The 21,914-nt window shown below is 42.7% G+C and carries 10 protein-coding genes; all 10 read right to left on the minus strand.

Features of this window, described 5'->3' with window-relative positions; translation table 11 throughout:
* Positions 1–22 precede the first annotated feature (22 nt).
* A complete protein-coding gene (locus NYE45_RS27260; RefSeq protein WP_340014693.1) occupies positions 23–2,746 on the minus strand; it encodes a stalk domain-containing protein in 2,724 nt (907 codons plus the stop codon).
* 272 nt (positions 2,747–3,018) lie between these two features.
* Positions 3,019–3,729 (minus strand): hypothetical protein, encoded by a 711-nt coding sequence (locus tag NYE45_RS27265; RefSeq protein ID WP_340014694.1) that lies wholly within the window; start codon positions 3,727–3,729, stop codon positions 3,019–3,021.
* A gap of 148 nt (positions 3,730–3,877) precedes the next feature.
* The gene (locus NYE45_RS27270; RefSeq protein WP_340014695.1) at positions 3,878–7,606 is read right to left on the minus strand and encodes a SwmB domain-containing protein; all 3,729 of its coding nucleotides are present in this window, start codon (positions 7,604–7,606) and stop codon (positions 3,878–3,880) included.
* A 217-nt stretch (positions 7,607–7,823) separates the two neighbouring features.
* Positions 7,824–9,026: a methionine adenosyltransferase gene (gene metK / locus NYE45_RS27275; protein WP_105600112.1), complete on the minus strand. Its 1,203-nt coding sequence runs from the start codon at positions 9,024–9,026 to the stop codon at positions 7,824–7,826.
* Positions 9,027–9,281: 255 nt separating this feature from the next.
* Positions 9,282–9,554: an alpha/beta-type small acid-soluble spore protein gene (locus tag NYE45_RS27280; RefSeq protein WP_017691962.1), complete on the minus strand. Its 273-nt coding sequence runs from the start codon at positions 9,552–9,554 to the stop codon at positions 9,282–9,284.
* A 149-nt stretch (positions 9,555–9,703) separates the two neighbouring features.
* Positions 9,704–10,270, minus strand: coding sequence for a hypothetical protein (locus NYE45_RS27285; RefSeq protein WP_340014696.1), 567 nt, complete (start codon positions 10,268–10,270; stop codon positions 9,704–9,706).
* 144 nt (positions 10,271–10,414) lie between these two features.
* Positions 10,415–13,012, minus strand: coding sequence for a hypothetical protein (locus NYE45_RS27290; protein WP_340014697.1), 2,598 nt, complete (start codon positions 13,010–13,012; stop codon positions 10,415–10,417).
* A 171-nt stretch (positions 13,013–13,183) separates the two neighbouring features.
* On the minus strand, positions 13,184–16,798 hold the full coding sequence (locus tag NYE45_RS27295; RefSeq protein WP_340014698.1) for an S-layer homology domain-containing protein: 3,615 nt from the start codon (positions 16,796–16,798) through the stop codon (positions 13,184–13,186).
* Between the two features lie 515 nt (positions 16,799–17,313).
* Positions 17,314–17,655: a hypothetical protein gene (locus NYE45_RS27300; protein WP_017691958.1), complete on the minus strand. Its 342-nt coding sequence runs from the start codon at positions 17,653–17,655 to the stop codon at positions 17,314–17,316.
* 192 nt (positions 17,656–17,847) lie between these two features.
* Positions 17,848–21,822, minus strand: a complete 3,975-nt coding sequence (locus NYE45_RS27305; protein ID WP_340014699.1) for an S-layer homology domain-containing protein — start codon at positions 21,820–21,822, stop codon at positions 17,848–17,850.
* Positions 21,823–21,914: the final 92 nt, after the last annotated feature.

A 21,914-nucleotide genomic window follows, 5' to 3' on the forward strand; every position in this document is an offset into this window, starting at 1 on the left:
TTCCGGTATATATCATACCATATCACGATGAGATGGTAACGGTCTTCGTTTTCTGTTCCCATTTTACAGTCAGTCCAAGTTGCTCGGAAACGAGTCTAAGAGGGACTAAAGTCCTACCACCCGTTACGTATGGTGCAACAGTTGCGCTCTGTCTTTTACCATTCAGAATGAATTCTTTCTGCCCTACAACCAGATCAATTAACTTGCCACCACGTAATACCGTGATCCGTTGATTTTTACTATCCCAGCTTGCCTGACCACCAAAAGCGTCCAAAACATGCTTGATTGGCACATACGTCGTACCATTTTTCAGTACCGGTGCTGCATCAATTGCTTTTTTCGTTCCGTTCACCGTCATCGATTTCTGTCCAAGCACGAGCGAAGCTGTACCCGTAGGCAATCCGACTTCACTGGACTTGGAAGGCATCGTGAATGCGATGTTGTCAAAGGCAACCGTACCTGATTTCGCACGCTCATCCTGACCTTCTTCCACGTTCACCACATAGACCCGCTTCAGCTTCGCCGGATAGGCGATGTTCAATCCGTTCAGATCAACGCTGAGCTTCTTCCAACCGTTCCAGTCAATCGCCTTGGCGAGATCGGCATATACCGTTTTGCCATTGGCATCCGTGAATTCGGCACGTAGCCAGTTCAGGCTCTTATCTCCCATAACATCCATCGACATCGATGTAGCTGCAGCAGATACCTCTCTGCCAGTAGAACCATTCAGTTGTGCATAAGCGTACATTTTGCCTGTTCCAGCTGTCATATCATAACCGAGTTGCAGTACATTGGAGCCGGCTTTCTCACCTGTTCCTGCTGTGACAGTTGCCGAACCAGTTACACCAGCTGCGTTCGTCGTGAAGTTGATTGGATAATTCACATTTTCGAAGTTCTCCCAGATCGTTTCGCTGGCAGCAGCCGAGAGTACCACGACTGTGCTGTAACCATCATAACGACCAATCGCATATCCCACTTGTGCACCAGAATTAACGGAAGATACCGTTAGTTGGTCAGCAGTCACTTTACCCTTGAACCCGATAAATTCCCATGTCAGCGAGTCCGCCGGAACCGTAACACTTTGTCCGCTCTTCGTTGTTGCCGTTACCGGAATGGACATCGTTGTGCCCGCTTTAAGCGAACCCAGACCCGATCCTGCTGTCAAGGAAGCCAATTCACTTCCACCCAATACCGATACTTTAATGGAGGATGAAGCTCCATTGCTTGTTGCCGTCAGCGTTGCTGTGCCTGGCTTCACGCCTTTGATCGTGCCGTTGCTGACACTCACGATACCGTTGTTGCTGGACTTCCAGGACATGCTGATATCGCCTGTTGCGATCGGGTTGTAGTAGGTGTCATATCCTTTGGCTGTGTACTTGCCCTCTTGTCCCACCAGCAACGTTTGGCTACCACTCACGGCAAAGCCCTTCAGTTTACCTACAGGAGCCGTAGAGAACACACCCAGCGTGTTTACAACCTGACGTTGCTCGGTACCATACTCTGTGTTGAAGGTCAGACCGGCGGTTTGCTCACCTAACGGACGTGTTACCATTGTTGTGGAGCCGCCTCCGTCCAGGTTCATGCCTTTCCAGACACCCACACTGGTCATAAAGGTTTGCAGTTCCGTCAGCGACATCCCGCTGCTGTTACTGTTTTTCTCCGCTGCAATGATGTAGACATACCGACCATCCTGGGAGTATCCTACTGCTGTTCTTGCACGAATGCCGCCGATGCCAGAAGATGCGATATCACGGGAAAAGGAAGCTGCCTTACCACCATTCACCAAAATGGTGTGACCGCCAATCATCATCTCCAGGTTACTTGGATCGACCGATTGCCCGGTTGTTTTGGCTTTCAGCTTGTAATCCGCATCCAAGGTTTGGCCAACGGATAGATGGCTCATGATCCATGTCGCCGCTGTTCCATGCGCACGCAAAATGTACCCATCCTGCGGCACCGTCATGTTTAACGCTTTTTTATCCGAGATTTGGGTAATGACTCCGTTCTGCACGAGAACCTCTGTCGGCGTTGTGGAAGGGTCATTCGGACGTTTGGTGGAGGTCCATGCAGGTGTATAAATATACATCGAGTTGGCATGACTATATTTCACCGCACCCGACTCTACCGTATAATCCTCTTTATTTATCCCACGCAAAGCAAAGGTTGAACCATCCTGCGCCTTCACGGTCCCATCAAAAGAATACTCGTCGATCATCGGTTTGCCATCTTTGGTTACCGTGAGGGCATACATGCCCGACAGTTCGGAAGGTGTGGAGACCAGTACGCCATCGGAGACCTGTCCACCAATGGGCGCGAGCTCTCCGGATACATTGAAGTAATCACCGTTCACAGCGGCTACTGCACCATTTTCCTTAGCCATGGCACCTGTGCTCTGTTTGCTATTCAGATTACCGCCCTTGCCTGTCATCACATCCAGCTTCACATACGGGTTCTGCAGATCCACCTGGATGACATCCGCCAGTACGTTGACCTTGGAACCGGAACGTGTTGTCGTATATTTGTATTTCATGAGCTTCGCACCCGAAGTCAGAATTTCTTCACTTAACTTGCTTGTATTCGTAGATGCTGCTGCGGCTACCGATTGCCACGAAGTACCTGACCACATCTGTCCGCCTGCGCTCATCACCGGTGCAATCCAGATCACGCCCGCCAGCGTCACAATCGCCCATTTCTTCACCTTACTGCCCTTAACGTCTTCCAGCTGTTTCCCATGTTTCCCCAGCATGTCTGAAACGTCTCTCCCATCTTGTATATCAATCTTAGACATCACGAACACTGCCAAGTAGGCAGCCGATAGCGAGATCTCTAGTATACTCTTCTATTAATAGACTGCTTTTTGTGGAAAAAGTTACGCCAACAGTCAAGATTCAGGTATATATTGGTTAATCAATTCCAGACGTTTCTACTATGTAGTTAAACTAATCAAAAAACAGACTTCGTCTGTGCACGAGTCAGCACAACTGAAGTCCATTTATGATTCATATGTTTCCTATTAACTTACAAGTCTTCTACCACAAATTCAATATCATTATAGTACCTCTGTAATGATAATTGAGTTCGACTCTCTAATACATTTTTCACCAATTCATGTGGTGATCGTTTAAATCTAGGATTACCCGCTATATTTTTTATCATCGGACCTTGTTCTTTATTATACTCCCACTCTGCACCAAAACGTTTTATAATAATTTCCCCAAAACAAAAACCTATTGAGTATATCTCATTTTGATCTATCCCCTGTACTATTAACTTATCTAATATGACAAGCGAAATTGGGTCCGCTAACTTAATATGATTTGTCTCGACGAAATCATGCATAAAGTCACTCCACTCAGTGCCTAGGTAATTGGATGGTCCGGGTGAAAGAGCCACTGCATGCTCTGCAAACCATTGCAAAGCGTATTTCCCTACGAGTTCACCAAAATAGTTAAGAATTTGATGCAGTTCTTCTTTATTTTGATATACATACCACTCATGAACACTTCCTTCAGCAAGCTTTGTACTACTAATTGACTTAGAATTCGTTTGGAAAGTGCAACGAATGGCACAAGATTCCCAATTACTTATATCAATCTCTATCATTTCTTTGGAATAACCATTTCTAGATCTAACGAAAACCCAAGGATTGGATGAAGAATCTTGATAAACGAATGATAATCCTTGAAGTCGTTCGTATAATACTTTTTTGAGTATCTTTGTAATGTTCAAAAAAGTCACCCTTTCTATATATCGTCACCTCTCTTTTGTCCTTTATCTAATTAAAAGGATCTATTTGGAGAGAGCTTGTTAGATTTGTAAACCTCTCAATAAAAAGAACACCTCAAGAAATGCGCTTCCTTGAAGTGTCCCTATCAATTTATAGATATCCTAATTTGTCCAGAACCCGTTTCAACATGACCGCAGCCTGTGCACGAGTTGCATTTCCCTGAGGTTCGAATGTTCTGGCTGTCATGCCTTGAATGATTCCCTCTTGCACCGCTTTGGCAACAGAATCCTTGGACTGGATTTTGTTGCTGTCCTTGAACTTGGATAAAGTGGTGGCAGCCGAAGATTGAAGAGAGACTGTTTTCCCACCGTAGTTCATCGCACGTACCATCATAAGTGCCATCTGCTCACGCGTAATAGGGCGATCCGGCCTAAAGGTACCATCGGTATTTCCAGTAATGATTCCGGCTTCAGCTGCAGCACCGATATAGGCACTTGTAGTGCCACCTCCAAGAACATCACGGAAACGACCTGTCGCTGTTTGATTACCTGCGAGTCCCATCCCTTTAGCCACTAATTCAGCAAACTCAGCACGGGTAATATTTTGGTTAGGTCCATAGAAAGAACCGTTCGGCGTACCAATGATCCATTTGGCAGATAGTTCTTTAATGACTGCACTAGCCCAATGGGATGATGTATCTTGGTAATTTACGATATGTGTGACAGGAACAACCGTTTGATTGCCATTTAATTGTCCTTGAATGACAACACCATTGATCGTGGTTTTAAACGAACTAGGCACGTTAGATAGAATAAATGTACCTGGATCGATATAGGTTAGCCCTGAAGTTGTCGTCGGTGTTTTCAATGGCAATTGTATAGAGAGCTGGCTCTTAAAGTTCTGCTCCTCACGTTGATTGTTATTTCCGTTAAATGCAGACAAGTATATATTCGTATTATTTCCCAACTTCTGTGCGCCCGCAGCTAGCAATAAGCCATCTAATGTGCCCGATCCAGATACTGGTACTGTCTCGATCTGCACGTAAAGATAGGAAGAACCTGTACTTGTTGATGCACCCACGCCTTGAATTATGGAAGACACATCCAAATTGGACAAAGGAAGTGTCCATAAGCGATCACCATACTTGATTCCAATTGAACTGCTACGGTTGCTTGATGCCAACTGAGCCAATGCACCTAGCGGGAAGCCAACATATGCCGAAGATTCATCGGCATTAATCTCAAATACAACAGGCTGTGCCGTTTTACCAGCCGTAGTCGCGTACTCATAGGCCTGTAGCAATTTGGTAGCATCTACGTTAAATTGACGAGTTGAAAGGTTATTGCGCGTCATTGCCGACACATTGGTAGCTGTATCGTTACTCATCACAAGTAAAGACTGACCATAGCTCGATCCATCTAGTTCCGTTAACCAAGAAGGACGACTACTCGTCTGACTGCCTGTGGAACTGCCATTAACTTGTAAGGTAAGCGGCCCAAAAGCTGCAATAGTATTATTTAATGCATCTCTCAATGGAACGGCTCCCGGTGCATAACTAACCGTTCCCGTCTGTCCCGATGTCGCTGCACTCGAAAGCTTCAAGGTTAACAAGGAACCTGAAGTGGCAGCAGAGGTTACACTTACTGCGGAACCACCAAACTGTACAGCGAACTGAGATGCTGTAAGAGCCGTCTGGGCCTGAAGTGGATCCTTAAAAGTGATGGACACGGTGTCCCCTTGAAGGGCGGCCGAGAGAATTTTCCCATTTCCATAGGTGTAGGTTACTGGCGCTAAATTAATGTAACCAGCGGGGTTGCCATTCAAATCTGTCAATCTCAAGGTTCCGGGTACGTAAGACAAACTGACGTTTTGCGTGCTGGCAACTGCACTTGCCAAAGTCAGGGTAACCAAGTCATCCTCGATCTCTGTATCATTTACGAACACTGCCTTACCATCTACCAATACGGAGTATTGACTCTTGAGAGGTTTGTTCGTTCTGCTCAGTGGTTCATTGTAACGAATCCATAATGTAGACCCACTTACTTCTGCGCTTTGAAATTCGGGTGCTTTCGTATCAATACTGTTACGAACGTAGAACCCACTGAAGCCCGCAAGTGCCTGTCCACGGGTGTCCTTTACAGGCCATGAGCCCGGTTCATATGATACCCTCACCACTTCTCCGTTCTGAATGGAACGATTAAGACTGAGCGTAACTAGAGAGCTAGTATTCGTAGAGATGTTACTAATTCCTACCGATGCTCCGTCAGCCGTCACACTGAACTGTCTTGCTGCATCACTTGAATTAACATATACCGTTTCTGGGTAGTACATACTAATCGTATTACCGTACGCTGTACCTTCACGCGGTTTGGACATGATGGAATCCAGACCGTTCTCCACATCTCTGGCTGAGAATGCTGCTGCAGCGTTAAAAGACATATCCTGAATCTTACGAGTCCCCGTTCCTGGGGCGTACGCAATTCTCACAACCTGTCCTACCGCTACACCCGTATCCAGTACCACATATACGCTGTCTCCTGAAACATAGGATGTGCTTACATTACGGTTCTCTCCGTTAATCGTGACTGTGAAGCTGGAAGCAAACGGATCAAGACTTGAGAGCAATTCGTCATATGTCAAACGAATGATGTTATTGCTGTACATTTTGGCTGTCTTTAGTATTGGAGCTGTTGTATCCGAACTCAATGTCCTGAAAGTCCATGAATTTGCCCCGTTCAATCCAGTAAACAGATTTCCCGCGTTATCCCGTAGAAAACCTCCCAGTACATCCACAGTGTATGTGGTATTACTTGTTAAGCTGCTTAACGGAATAATCCGTAGTTGTCGATTATTAGTGCTGTTGAGCAATACTGTTGCAGGCACTGTAACGCCATTACCATTCTTTAATGTAACCGCTCCAGTGATATAAGCTGAACTCAACTCTTTGTTGAACGTCACTGTTAGTTCATTCGTTAGCGAAACATTGCTTGCCCCATTGGTTGGCGATAATGAGGACACTGTTAATGCTGTGGGATCGGAAGAAAATGCAGTGAAATTCCATTCTCCTCGACTAATGCCTTTTACATCATTACCAACGCTGTCTCTCAATGCCCCTTCGGGCATCACCACCGAGTATGTAATTCCATTGGAGAAGTTGTTCGTAGGATCAATTGTGAGCGTTCTACCATTTATTACAATACGCGGTGAACCTGCCGTTATATCCAATTCTTCAACAACTGTACTTCCCTGGAAAATTTGAATTTTACCTGCCCCAGCTGTAATACTGTCATTGTAGGTCAGTTGTATGTTGGACGTAGTTGGAACAGATACTGCTCCTAATGTCGGGTAATAGGAGCTTACCTTGGCTGTTCCTATGCCCTTTGTGCTAAACTTCCATTGCTGTAATGTTGGACCTTTCACCGCTGTTCCATCAACGGTTACCAAGGAACCTGTATCGAATTGGACATAGTATGTTCCTCCACGTAACAGTGGATGAGTAATACTTACCTCTTTTCCTACCCCATCAACATTCTCCGGTGCATCAGGATCTGCTAGAGTTCCCTTAATTTTCACGTCTGAGCTATCCATTCTTATAGTAGCCACCGGAATATTATCCTGCAAGCGCGTAATTACTATATTTCCCACAGTGTTCTCAGACTTCTTGACGGCTTCCTTGAACTGAATAACAAGTGGTGCTGCGCCGTCAACCTCAGTAGCTCCCACAGCAGGGATAGTAGTCTCAATTAATGTGTCATTAAATTCATCAGCAGCATACGCCGTATTTGAATCTACAATCGGGATACCGTGCCAACCTTGAACAGACATTAGCACGATTAACAATCCGATGATCCCCTTACGGATCAGTCCTTTAATACTCACCTTTCGTTCCTCCTCATCCAGATTCAACTGTTTATCCCATGTATAGTCCTCTTTATGTATTTCGGCAAAAAGGAAATATTTGATTAGCAAATAGTTATAATATGTAAATCTAATTTCCTTTTTCGTAATGCAGGGATATCCATAGTACTAATGCAAAAAAAAGAAGTCCAAGATTCCTTAGAGGAATCTTGGACTTCTAAACGTGTTGGGCAGGAACTTACAGACCTGCTTGAGTTTTCAAAAGGTCTACTTTGTCCACTTGCTCCCAAGGTACATCCAAGTCTGTACGGCCGAAGTGACCGTAAGCAGCAGTTTGTTTGTAGATTGGGCGACGCAGATCCAGCATACGGATGATGCCAGCCGGACGAAGATCGAAGTTGTTACGCACAAGCTCAACCAATTTCTCTTCGCTGACTTTGCCAGTTCCGTATGTATCTACGTTGATCGATACCGGGTTGGCTACACCAATCGCATAAGCAAGTTGGATTTCCACCTTGTCTGCAAGACCAGCAGCTACAAGGTTTTTCGCTACGTAACGAGCCGCATATGCTGCAGAGCGGTCTACTTTTGTTGGATCTTTACCAGAGAACGCACCACCGCCGTGACGTGCATAACCGCCGTAGGTATCTACAATGATTTTACGTCCAGTAAGGCCTGCATCTCCCTGAGGTCCACCAATAACGAAACGTCCTGTTGGGTTGATGAAATATTTAGTCTGCTCATCCAGCAATTCCGCTGGAACGACAGGCAAGATGACATGTTCTTTGATGTCTTTTTGGATCTGCTCCAGCGTAGTCTCTTCAGCGTGCTGAGTAGACACAACGATTGTATCCACACGTACCGGCTTGTCACCGTCGTATTCAATCGTTACTTGCGTTTTACCATCCGGACGAAGATATTCCAATGTACCGTTCTTACGCACTTCCGCCAGACGGCGTGCGATACGGTGGGACAGAGCGATTGGCAAAGGCATGAGTTCCGGTGTTTCGTTCGTTGCAAAACCGAACATCAGACCTTGGTCACCTGCACCAATGTTTTCTGTTTCACGAGCGACTTGTTCCGGGTCACGGTTCTCAAGCGCTGCATTAACGCCTTGGGCAATATCAGCGGACTGCTCATTCAGAGAAGTCAGCACTGCACAAGTGTTATAATCAAAACCGAACTTGGCACGTGTGTAGCCAATATCCTTAATTGTATTACGAACGATGGACGGAATGTCCACGTATTCAGAAGCTGAACTGATTTCACCGATGACAAGCACTAAGCCTGTGGCTACGGAAACTTCGCAAGCTACGCGTGCATTGGGGTCGTTTGCAAGAAACGCGTCCAATACGGCGTCTGAGATCTGATCGCAGATTTTATCCGGATGTCCTTCGGTTACAGACTCCGATGTAAATAGATGCCGGCCTTTAACAGACATGAAGTTTCAACCTCCCATAACTAGTAGTATGGCGATTGCCCGAACAAAACATGACAGCGATTCGTTCACTGTACCCTCGAAGCTTTCCAACATGGAATAAGGACGCAGGGTCCGCAGTTACGAAGATAAGGATTTTTCAGGTAATTGCCTCAAACGAAAATCAACCTTTCCCTAGTGGAAAAGGTTGCATACCTCAAATGCCATCTTAACTTATTTGTCAAGACGTGTCAAACGAAACGGGGTAAGGAAAATGCCCTATAAGTGCTGCTCTGCCTGACGAATTAGCCTTTTGGTAATCTCTCCACCAACCGATCCATTCTCACGGGAAGTCAGATGTCCCCACCCTTTATATTGCCCATAGGAATGATCACTCACTTCACCCAGTTCAGATCCAAATTCTGTATCCGCACCAGCCAAACCTCTGCCACCATAACCCACATTGAGACCAAACTCTGCAGCAATCTCATACTTCATCTGATCCAGCATTTGACGACTTTCGGGTACCACTTTACGATTGCTTCTAGCCATGGTTCCTGCACCTCCGTTAAGTTGGTTGTCAACAGTTATAGAGTGAGCAGGAACAAGGCTATCTAGCCGTATTAATGTTTGTTAGAACTGGGTAATCTGAGCAAATGAAATGTATGACTACTGAATAATTTCTTTAAAAGCTACAGATCCTATTGCAGAGTATATCCACCACGAACCATTACGGTTAGGCTGTATTTGTTTCCTTCCAATACCGTGATCCCCCGTCCATCCCTTGGAAAAGAGAGCAGGTGATTAGTCGGCGCTGCCTGTCCATTCGTCAGGTCAATCCCGTCCGTCAGATCCGCTACACCATTCGTACCTTCACTGACGATCACAGCCTTACCGCTACGTACAATGAACTCCGCGCCAGACTTCCCGATCAGCTGTTGTCCCGGCTTCACGGTAACAATCTCAACGGCATCAGAAGCACCTGAAACAAGTGGAGGAAGTGAAGTGTCTCCGCCTGTGCTACCGGAGTTCCCTGTTCCCGTAGAGCCGGAATTATTACCGGATGAGTTACCAGAACCTGTGCTAGCACCACCACCCAATGCTTTTTGAATCTGCTGATCAACATAGCTTTTCGTTACAACCGGATCGTCTGCTGTTCCTGGCTGGCTTGTACCTGCACCGATAGCTGTATTGCTGTATACCGACCCAACCCACACGCCAACACCAATCGCAAGCGCAGCAAGGGATACTTTCATATAAGGTTTCATGTGAATCATTTTCCTCCTCTGGTAATCTATTAACTTTAACTATAGAGAAAAAATAGGGATGCCACAAGCAAAACCTCGTTTCCGTTGGGGTAGAAACGAGGTTTTGATAGCAATCATAGTGGATTATTAAGTCTGCAAATACTATTATTCTATTATTGGTTCTTCTTTTGGTAACTTGGAAAGATCATATCCATAAACTTGCTCTGCAAGAAGCAAGCGTTGTCCCTGGAATTGATCATACAAGTTTAGTCGGTAAGAGCCGCCTCGTAATTTCTCGAAGAAGCTATCTTCGACGCTCCAGTTCAGTGTCTGGTTAGTTCCCACTTTCAGATCAGTACCAGGAGTTAACTCTTTCTCGAATACTTTTCCATTTTGAGCTGTAAAGGTTAAAATCCACTTGTGTTCATTCTCAGCCATCTCAATCTCTTCGCTACGAGTAAGCGTGTAATTCATATCAACTTGCACTGAATTGCTACCAGCCAGATACGCACGTACACTGTTGGAAGTAAGTGTAAATGGATAGAGATCAATATTGTTCAGAGACCCTTGAACGCTAATGGAGGTTGGCGGTACTTCAAATGCCATAGCATTGACATAAGCAGTCGCCTCCCCTTCACCCGTTACAAATTTGCTGTCTGCAATACCTTCACCCACAATTAGACGCAGGTCAGAGAAGGTAACAGATTTCGGAATTTTAGCCCAGAACGTAACAATCGACTTTTGACCCGGTCCAGGCAAACGCTCTGCTTGTTTCGCTGTTGCCCTGTAATATTGGCCATCCGATGTTTTGAAGTATCCTACTAGTTTACCGAGACCACTTTGACGCAGTGATTTGTTCGTCATTTCGAATTCGGTATATACGATGTCCGATGATGTTCCCGGATAACGTATCGTTCTGCGCACACCCATTTCGGTCTCTTTATCAGCTGTGCCCGATGTATATGTCTTGCCGTTTCCGACATAAGATAACGGTGGAATTAATCCAGATGTATTTAACGTGATCCATTCATTCGTTTCTTCTTCACTAACTTTCTCGTTCAAACTAAGTTCAAGACGAGATATACGTAACTGAGAAGGAATCTTGGTCAGCAGATAAGCCTCCGTTGTCATGCCCGCTCCAAGTAGCTTGCCACTTTGTGTGTAGATTAGCTTCTTGTCTCCTTCAATCTCAGCAGAATCAATCATAAACATTGCTTCAAGTTCAGGAAGTTGGACTGTTTTGTTACCTGCGTTACGAATGGTCACTTTTGCCGCAATAATATCACTATCAAGCCACGGCAACCGCTGTAACGATCCAAAAGACACACCAAATGTACCTTTGTTATTCTTAATGACCGTTTCGGTCGTCAATCCATCTCCGCTGGATACCGATTCAGGGATTGCGTAAACGCCTACAGGATAGGAGAAAACAAATCCATTGGTTGGAGAAGAAGCTGTTGCTGACTCTGTACTTTCATTTTTGTCCACCGGACTCATTACATAAAGCTTGATCTTTTTTGTATCCCCATCACCTTGAAGGGTTGCATTAAGCTTAATTGTCTTGATATCGCCTGGGTTCAACTTCAATGTATCCAGTGCTTTCGTTTCGATCGGATAGATTGTTCCGTCTGAATTCCGTACCTCGAAAGTATATGTAGGCACCTTAATGGCTTTCTTGCCTTCATTCTTGAGCTTCATTTGAAGGTTAAGACTATACTCACCATCATCGATTCGAACTTTAGCAGATTCAAGCAATGTGGATAGTCGTTGTCCTTCTACCGATATAATGTTTGGTTGATTGGCAGCAACCTCTACTTTCGTCTTGCTAGCCTCTGGCAATTGTAATGCAGCAACAGGCAGAACACTCTTCTCTTCACCCTGTTCTTCTACCAGCAACAACTCAGACTTTTGCAGCTTCACTGACGTAGGAAGAGATGCCATCAGATTGAGGGCCTTATTAGCTTGGGCCTGGATGCTAACATTCGTACTGTCTTTATCCGGAGTTAAGGGATAGTTCGTACCACTTGGCGTACGTAAGATCCATTTGATATTCGGATTTTCAAGTAATTTATAACTGATATTGTTTAAATTCACGCCAATTTTCACATACTGTTTCTTATCTTCACCTGGAAACACTTTAATGCCTGATACTTTAACCTTCACGGCAGAATCACTCAGACGAACCGTCTTCGGCTTACCTACAGGTGTAGTAATGCTATAGGATGCGGGCACGTTAAACTTACCCAGCGTACGTTCATAGTTAGCTTGACTGAAATCCCATTTCACGATGAGAAAGTTCAGATCGCTCAGTTTAACTTCGCGACCCACTTTCATGACATAGGTCAACTCGACTGTTGATCCAGGCGCGACTGTTTTCTTTTCCTGATCTTTTGCGATCAATTTGGGCGAAAATAGTGTTCCGCCTTTCGTCTTTACCTTGCTCCAGTAATCGAGCATCATCATTGGGGTGCTGTCATTGTTCTTGTAAGACAATGTATACGTAACCACATTGCCATCGTCCTGTGCCAAGATGTTTACATCTGTTAATCTTACGGAACTTCGTGCTGTCACTTTAACAGCTGACAGGTTACCCAGGGTATGTACAACCTTCTGCGTTGTTGTTGTCGTTTTCTTCGATGTACTGCTATTTGAACTGGTGGCAGACGTTTTATTAGTTGTGCTCGCTGCCATGGCAATGCTAGCCGTTGAACTGATCAACATTGCACTTGCGAGCAAGCTCACAAACATTTTCTTTTGATTCACTTCCAAACCTCCCATAAGTTGCTTGTTGCTTTATAGTATAAACGTTTGAGAGGGGTAGAAAGTTACGATCTTGTTAGCATATTTAATCGTTTTCTCTGTATCTGCGCATTTTTATGCTAACAAAAAAAAGGATCTTCAGATAAAATCTGAAGATCCTTTTCCAGAAGATTATTAAGGAGCAACTACTACCGAAACAACGTTAGAAGTTAACGATCCGGATTTAGCAACAAAATTATAAGTTCCTGTAGGTGCACTCGGAGCAACAGTAACTACACCTGTTGTAGCATTAAGAGTGATTGTAGCAGGAAGTGTAGCTTGACCTGTTGCTAGTTCAAATGTACCTGTTTGACCAGTAACAGTATCACCAAATTGATCTTTCACAGTAGCAGACAATGTAGCAGCTCCACCAGCTGCGGAAGAAACAGGAGTTCCAGCTACAGCAGCCTCAACTGTAGTTGCTACAGCAGCAGCTTTAGTCAGTTGAATAGTAAGCTTTTGTACAGTACCATCTGTATGAGTTGCAACAAGAATTACATTACCTGCATCAGCAGAAGGAGATACTGTAAGTTTACCAGCAGCATCAACACTTACACCAGGATAAGCAGCATCCAAAGAGAAAGTGATTGCACCCGGAACAGTGCTTCCCGCTCCGTCTTTAGCAGTAGCAGTGTAGTTTTGTTCAACAGCTGTTGGCTGCACTGCAAGAGTTGCAGGTCCAGTAATCGTTACTGCAGTAGCAGCTTGATATCCAACACGAATATCAGTTTCTTTGTTGCTGAATGAAGCAACTTGATTCTTAACTACAGATTTATCAGTCAAATACTTAGAACCTTCAAAGCTGATAGTGTACAAGCTATCTGCGGATCTGCTTGATTGATCTTTCAAAGTAATTGTAACAGAATCTGCACCAACAGCAACAGTATAATCGCTAACTGGAGTCAGTGTTTTGTTATCAATGTAACGGACAACTTTGAAGTCTCTTGCAAGTGTAGCTACAGTTACTCCAGAATCCAATTGGATATCTTCAGTAAAGTCAACTTTAATATCTTGACCATTTACCTTAACGTTAGTGTAACTAGGTGTAGTAGTGTTTTCTTTCAACTGAGGTGCAACTTTATCAAGGACGCTTGTAGTTTGCACACCAGCAGTTGGAGTTGTGCCTACCAAAGTAGTCAACTGTCCACGGTCAACACTTACAGATAAACCACTTGCAGATGTAGAAGTAAGATCACTGTTCAATACCAATTTAACTGTGGATGTACCAGTAACTTCAACATCTTTGATACCTACATTTGTTCCGTTAACAGTGAAAGCTGCTCTTGGAGCAGATACGATACCGGCGTTGAATTTCACTTCAACTGTGTCTTTGCTAGTCAAAGCAGCACTGTATCCAGTGTAATCTGTGTCATATGTTCCCAAACCTACTTGAAGATTAGCGCTCAAGTCAACTTTGTTAGTTGCAGGAGTCGTTGTGAAATCTTTCAACAAGTTACCAGCAGCATCTTTAACTCCAAGAACGTACAGGTTTTGAACATTTTTAGAAGTAGAACCACCAGATGTTGAAGCAAATCTTACAACTTGGTTTTTGTAAGTTTCTACAAATGTGATTGCAACTGCATTCGCATCTTGTAGAACATTGATTTCAGCCATTTCAGAAGTCAAAGGCAAGCGCTCGTTATTGATGTCAACATGGTAGTTGGAGTAGTCTGCAAGCGTTGCAGCATCCAATTTCTTGTCGAAACCAATTACTACTGTACGGTTACTTGCATTAACCAGTTGGGAATCAATTTTTGGAGCAGCTGTATCAGCTACATTGATTTTGCCAGTGTAATCAAGCATTGTGTTTTCAAGTCTTGTGTTGTCTTTGATGTTTTTGATTGTGATATTGTTATCGCCAGCGGACAAGTCGCTGTACAATTCAATTTTTACAGTATCCAAGTCACCGATACGTGTTGCTGACTTAACTGGGATAACTTTGTTATCTTTGTCAGTTACAGTATAGTTTTTCGCATCAGTTACAGTGCTATCCAACAAAACTTTAGAGAATTTAACTTGAATCTCTCTTTTGCCTGTGGATTCAACTTTTTTCACTTCTGGACGAGTCATATCAACTTCAGGAGTTACATTAACTGTAGTTCCTTTAGCGATTTGGTTACCAGAGTAATCTTTTACACCTTCAACATGGATAGCGATACTTCCAGTTGGCAGAGAATTAGATCTGTTAAATGTGAATTTGTATTGGTTATCTTCGATTGCTTTAAAGGAAGCAGACTCTTTGTTAGAGTTACCTGATGTCCAGTAAACGTTCGAAGCTTTGATTGTTTCTGGATCTACTTCTTCAGAGAAAGTAACAGTTACAGTTTCCAAAGTAGCAGATGCTTCAGTAATAGTTGGAGCAGCAGTATCTTCTACAACTGTGATATCGTGAGTTGAAGTCAACGATACAAAGTTAGCAAAATCTTTAACAGAAGCAATTGTCAGTTTATGGTCACCAACAGTCAGTGCTGCAGTGTTATAAGGAGTCAAGATTACTGTTCTGGAAGTTGGTTGAGTTACTTTTCCGAAGAAAGTTTTTCCATCCAACTCGAAGCTTTTTTGCTCTGGCAATTGTACTGGCTCAGAGAAAACAACTTTTACAGATTTAGTTCCCAGTGATTTAACAGAATCAACTTTAGGAAGTTCATTATCAGAAGTTGTGAAGGAAACTTCTTTAGCACTTACAACTTTGTCGCCAGCTTTAACATTGGAAACTGTCAAGAAGTCAGCTTTGTTGTTAGTAAGCGTACCTACCAAAGTGATTGTTGCTGTTTTTTCATCAGCGGACAGAACTACTTTGTCGATTGCTTTTCCGGATTTCAAAGCATAGTTGCTAGCTTCTTCAGCCGTTTCTTTGTCGACTTTACCATCGTAAGTTACAACAACTTCTTTCAAGTTAGAAGCAGTTACGCTCTCAACTTTAGTAGCTGTAGTTACTACATAAGTAACTTTCTCAGTGAACTCTTTATCTTTGTAAGTGAATTTCACTTCAGTTTCTTTGTTAGCTTCAAGAGCTTTATCCAAAGTTACTTTAACAGTTTCGCCATCGCTGATTTTGAACTCAACTACTTTACCAGCTTCGGATACTGTGTAAGATTCTACTTTCAAGCTTTGAGCTTGATCGATAGAGTAAGCTGCACCTACCAACAATTCGCGGGAAGCGTTGCCGCTGAAGTTAGCGTTAGCGTCGATCAGACCTGCGTTGATCGCTGCTTGAACATAACCTTTAGCCCATGCTGCTGCATTGTTGTTAGTTTCAGTTGGGATTTCAAGATCAAGTGCACGAGTCAAGATTGTAGCCATTTCAGCTACTGTCACTTTACCGTTGAAGTCAAAGATTTTTTTCTCTACGTTTTTACCTTCCATGATACCCGCAGCAGTTACTGCTTCGATGTAAGGTACAGCCCAGTTTTTAGCTGTGTAGTTTTTGTCAGTGTAAGAAAGAGTTCCAGTGATCTCTTTCAGACCGAGCAATTTAGTGATAACTTTTGCGAACTCAGCGCGAGTCATCTCTTTGTCCAGACCAGCTGAACCATCTGGATAACCAGTGAAGATACCTTTTGCTTTCAATGCATCAAACTGTTGTTGTGGTGTTACTGCTGTGTCACCGAATGCTACAGATGCAAACATTGAGAATGCCATTGCTGTAGACAATGCTACGGATAAAATTTTCTTCATAACCTTTTTGTCTCCTCCTTGGGCGTTCATAACATTGGAATTTTCTTTAATAGGGTCGCTCGTATTCCTCATTCTATTGTCGCACCCCCTTTCCAGAGTTATGAGCAAGTTAATATAAATGATGTCTGTGAGCATATCACAGAAACTTGTAAACAAGAATAAATGATAGAATCATACGTAAATAGAGTAGTTTCCTAATCCTACCTTACGTATTATACAATGGGTCTCTCGTGCCGTAAAGCAATTTTTTCTAATAAATAGACAAGATTCTTCACGAGGTCATTCTTGGTAAGTTCCCCAATGTTTTTGACTCTACATCTTAAACGCAGCAAATTTCAAAAAGTTGCGGATTCCACAAAAAAAGTTTTGAACTTATTTATGTATTGATGCAGTGCGGGTCTTTGACATGTTCAAAACCTTTATTTAGCGGTATTTACTAAGACTACTCCAAAATAATCCTGTGTAAGTAATGATATGAACTTTTATTTATACCCGTTATTTTCCACGATGAAGCGACAAATTCTACAATATTGAAAATAAAAAAAGAGGGCCCATAGGGCACCTCTTCTTGGATCAGTAACTATTACTTAGCGGATCTTCATCGCCAGCTCAATAATCTGAGCACGCATATTCGGATCACTATTCAATCTCAGATACATATCGTCAATTGGTTGTCTGTTCTCCCGGTATGTCTTCTCATGCTTCATTGTGGTGTGAGACCATTCAATCAATTCGTTCTCAGCCAGAACCAGATTGTTATACGCATCATGGAAGCCAGTGGACTGTACAAGCCCTTCCATGACTTCCTGAGAGATCTCCTCTGTCTTACGTGTATCTTCCAACTTTTTCTCCAGAATGACTGCCTGCTTCTCGAACTGTGTCTTTGCCTTCATGTAACCCAATTGGGCTCTCGAATAAATCGGTTTCATTAGCTAACTTCACCCTCTAGATCATTGTGTATTTACCGTTATTGTATCTTAATCTCTAGCAAATTACAAAAATAGTTATTGGTAAATAACTGTTTCCTTCTATTATAAAAGAGTTGATATGCCGTCATAAAAAGACCTGTCCCTTTAGTCCAAGGGACAGGTCTTTCAGTATTGAACAGTTTTCTATATGCTTTAACTCAAGTTTTTAGGAAACAGCTTCGTGCTCTTCTTAAGTAATTCAACTGCAATTTTCGCAGCTTCTGCACGAGTCATATTACCTTTAGGGTTAAATTGATACTGAGCTTTGGTTGAGCCAGGCACTGTTACCGGGCTTCCCTCCATGATTTTCGCTTTAGTTATTGCGAGCACAGCAGGACGAGCATAGTACTCAATAGAGCCTGAATCCAAGAATGATTTCCCAAGTGTATCAGCAAGCTTGCTATCGTTCGTAGCTAACTTTGAGTTCATCGCACGAGCGATCATAACAGCTGCCTGTTCACGTGTAATAGGCATTTCCGGTTGGAAATATCCATCACTTAAACCTTGAACGATACCCGCGCGAGCCGCCGTCTCAATAGCTTCGTAGGTCCAGCGATCTGACTTCGTACTGACCGAGACGTCCTGGAAGGTCTGTTGATTGGCATAATTCAACGGTATATCCAGACCTCTCACAAGTAGCGTTGCAAATTCCCCACGAGTGGTCTGATCATCTGCTCCGAATGAACTTGCTCTCAATGGATTCATGATCCCTTTTGAATACAAGGCATTTAATAAATTGCGTGCCCACGGGTGGTTCGTAATGTCAGGGTAGCTTCTGCTAAGTTTCATTACTTTATAATACCCGAATTCATCAAATGGAACAGTAATGGTATGCCCTTTGGTATCAACTACGCCTCCAATAGGCACCCATTTCCCTACATTGGTCTTGTCTGAATATCTGAATACTGTGATAGTTGAACCTACATCATCTACGATTGAAGGGTCATAGGCAATCGTTAGACTTCCTCTCTGTGAGGGAGTTAACACTCTCTCAGCAGCATACTGAGTGAAGTTGCCTTCAAGGCTATACGGAGATAGACCATTTGTACCTGCGCTGTAACCACTTTCTCCTTTATCACCGAGTTCACCCACGCCCCCATGAATCCAGTAAATATCTGAGATCGGAGTAAAGTTATTTGTATTTAGTGTTGAACTAAACAATCCTGAAAGTTCTGGTGAGACTGTAATAAAGCTCTGTGCATTTTCGCTACCCTCATCTGGGGAACCAATCCAGTTACCGTAATCATTCTTTCTCTCTACGATCCCTTTATCCGAGTCAGCTATTCCAAACAGAATTTTATTATCCGGATAAAACTTGGTCATATTTCTTACAGTTGTTGATTGTAGAACCGTCCCTTTCGGTAGGGAAAGCTGCAATTCCTTGTTAAACACCGTGTACTTATTAGCTACTTTTGGAGCCATATATTGCGTGTCTGTTGTGATTGTAGATGTATAGAAAACATTAACTGTGTCATTAATCGTACCACCTGGACGCGTGATCTGGATTTTAATTGCGTTATTTTTATCAGGTTTCAATCCCACGTAATCTAGTACAAAACGATTATTAGAATCAGTACGTTTAACAGCAGGCTGTTTATCAATGACTACCTGAGTAGCACCTTCAGCTTCAATATCAAACCTTACAAAGTTTTTGTTAACAACAATTTTGTCTCCCACTGTTGGCTGAGGAGCAAGAATGCGATAAGAAGAAGGTTCGCGTACGATCTCAAGTCGTTGTGTTGTTCTGGCACCAGTTCTGTTAATAAGTTCAAGAGTATATACATGCGTTCCTGGTGCATCAAATTTCAGGTTCTGAATTCTGGCGAAGAATTGATTTTCATTACCTACAAAGTCAAATGTCGGCATGCCATTATCACCCAACTTATTTGTTTGTAGCACACGATCTGTTGCTTGTGTATGTGTGAAAATTAATTTGGAACCAAAGTATACATTCGCAATCTGAGCTCCACCACCATTAATTACAAGGTCGTAGGATTCTTCACTTGTTACATATTTATCCTCTTTAAATGCGAACTCAGGCGTAACCGCAAAGATTTTTTTCAGTTCATCCTGTGTATAACTGGTCAAAGATTTATCCACAAATGGTTGTCTGGAATCTTTAGGAACCAAAGTAGGCATAAAAGTTGTAACTGTTGATTGATTCGTATCAATAACATTGATTCTAAGCGTTGTTGTTATGGTTGTAGGCTGCTTGTTGGCATCCTCATCAATTGCACGGATCACAATTGTGTTCTCACCATATACAATCGGTCCTTCTTTCAATACTTTTAATTTAATAGAGAAATCACCTGTAGTAATATTAGGGAACCCTGGCGTAACCTGCGTATAATCAGTGTCTTTAAGCACCTTACCATTAACTACAAGTTCAGGTTTGAAATCATTCCCCAACGTCTTGAAGCCTATAAATTTACCTTTAATCGACATAGTCTGTTCAGTACTTTTTGAATCAAAACTGTAAGTCTGTCCATCTTGCAAATTCTCTACATAGATTGAGCTGACAGATGAATAAGAGATTTTAACTACTTTCGGCAAGTCTGTTGGTTTACCAAAATAGAATCGGACTTGCTGTTCTCCACTTAAAAATCCAGTAACTTTATAGATCTGTTGTTTTGAATTCAACCCCACTGTAGCATCAAACGGTACTGCGTCGATTTTCAATTTGTTTACACCTGTAGGTAAATATTCACCCAAAAGAGTCGCCGCGTTAATTGCTTTACTGGATTCAACTAAAATGAAGAATGTATCACTTTTCACTCTTGATCCATCCAGTTTAGTCTGTGACTCTATCGGACCACTTTTGTAATCTGGGAGGTAGTACATATTAAGAATATCTTGAGAACCTGGAGAATATACATATCCTCCTGTAAATCCTGTGCTGAAGTTACCATAAGTTAAATTAAGCTTCACTTCCTGATTTTTCTTAACATCAGTACTGCCATCCTCTAACTCCATCTTGAAAGGTGTATCCACTTCAAAGTCCACGAGTCGATACTCCATACTAATTCCATCTGAGCCAGCTATTGGAATAGAATTAGTCACTTGAAACACAAACGGTGGCGTTTGATCTATATTACTATTAGATATAGTAATCGTTCCGTTCGTTGGGCTAAAATCCGAATTACTTGCTGAATACGGCAACAATGCTTGTCCGGACAATTTACCTTCAGTTTCTCCCATTATTGTAAAATTTGGATTAGCATCATCCAAAATAGATTGTTTCTCTGTCCCTACCGTTACATCGAGCTTAGTAAACGGCTGGTTTTTATCGAAGTAATAGACTGAGCGCTCCGTCTCAATGGAGTTGGATGCGCTTGATATTTTGAACTTCAACTTATTCAATCCTGCTTTAAGTTTAAGTTGAGGCAAGAAAAAATCTCCATTTTGAAGCATAGCTGAATCGTAAGAATCGCCACCATTTACTGTGACGGTAACCTGTGTAGCATTTTGCACTTTACCTTGGATTGATACTCGTTCTGTGTTAACGACTGTCTCAGAGCCTGCATTTAAATCATAAGTTGCATTACCTGTACCTCCAGAAACAACAGTAGAGATTTTGAAATTGTCTATAAAAGGAGCTTGATCATATAAAACATAGAATGTATCCGAACGTTCAACAGATCCCTGTACACCTAAAAAGGTGATTTTGTTGAATCCAGGAAACAGAGTAAGGTTGTTTGCATTAAATTTACTGTTACCGCTACTATCAGCAGTTACTGCCGTAGTAATAGACTTTGTTTCATCAGGAACCCACTTGTCCACGCCACCTTCAGTAGTCGAATTTAACTGTTCAACTTTCACTTTCATCGTATCTTTTGAAACAAATGAATAAGAACCTGAAATACTTATGGTTGATGTTGAAGTGGTGTAGGCATTAGTTCTTGATAGAAATTCTTTTCCTGTTTGTCCTGAAGTTAAAGACAAAATGGATGTTTCTCTTAACACCTTAATATCTGGCGTAAAATATGTGGTATAAGCATTAGATCCAGGAGTTACCGGATCACCGTCTGCAGCCGAAGCAACAGCCCCACCGAATAGACCTTGTGGGAACAATGAGAACACCATGGTGACCAACATGATCCAGATCAACGGCCGTTTCTTTTGTTGCATTACGTATCATCTCTCCTCTTTTTAAGTCAGTTACCTTTATATATCGGCAAAAGGTTCCAATTATTTAGTAAAAATCTCAAAATAAACAAAAA

The sequence above is a fragment of the Paenibacillus sp. FSL K6-1318 genome (genome assembly GCF_037976905.1).
Lineage (GTDB): Bacteria > Bacillota > Bacilli > Paenibacillales > Paenibacillaceae > Paenibacillus > Paenibacillus amylolyticus_A.

Bases quoted from the DNA above. Each gene is read 5' to 3' on its own strand.
- NYE45_RS27295 (WP_340014698.1), bottom strand. From the start codon at position 16,798: ATGAGGAATACGAGCGACCCTATTAAAGAAAATTCCAATGTTATGAAC.
- NYE45_RS27300 (WP_017691958.1), bottom strand. From the start codon at position 17,655: ATGAAACCGATTTATTCGAGAGCCCAATTGGGTTACATGAAGGCAAAG.
- NYE45_RS27260 (WP_340014693.1), bottom strand. From the start codon at position 2,746: ATGCTGGGGAAACATGGGAAACAGCTGGAAGACGTTAAGGGCAGTAAG.
- NYE45_RS27305 (WP_340014699.1), bottom strand. From the start codon at position 21,822: ATGCAACAAAAGAAACGGCCGTTGATCTGGATCATGTTGGTCACCATG.
- NYE45_RS27285 (WP_340014696.1), bottom strand. From the start codon at position 10,270: ATGAAACCTTATATGAAAGTATCCCTTGCTGCGCTTGCGATTGGTGTT.
- NYE45_RS27280 (WP_017691962.1), bottom strand. From the start codon at position 9,554: ATGGCTAGAAGCAATCGTAAAGTGGTACCCGAAAGTCGTCAAATGCTG.
- metK (WP_105600112.1), bottom strand. From the start codon at position 9,026: ATGTCTGTTAAAGGCCGGCATCTATTTACATCGGAGTCTGTAACCGAA.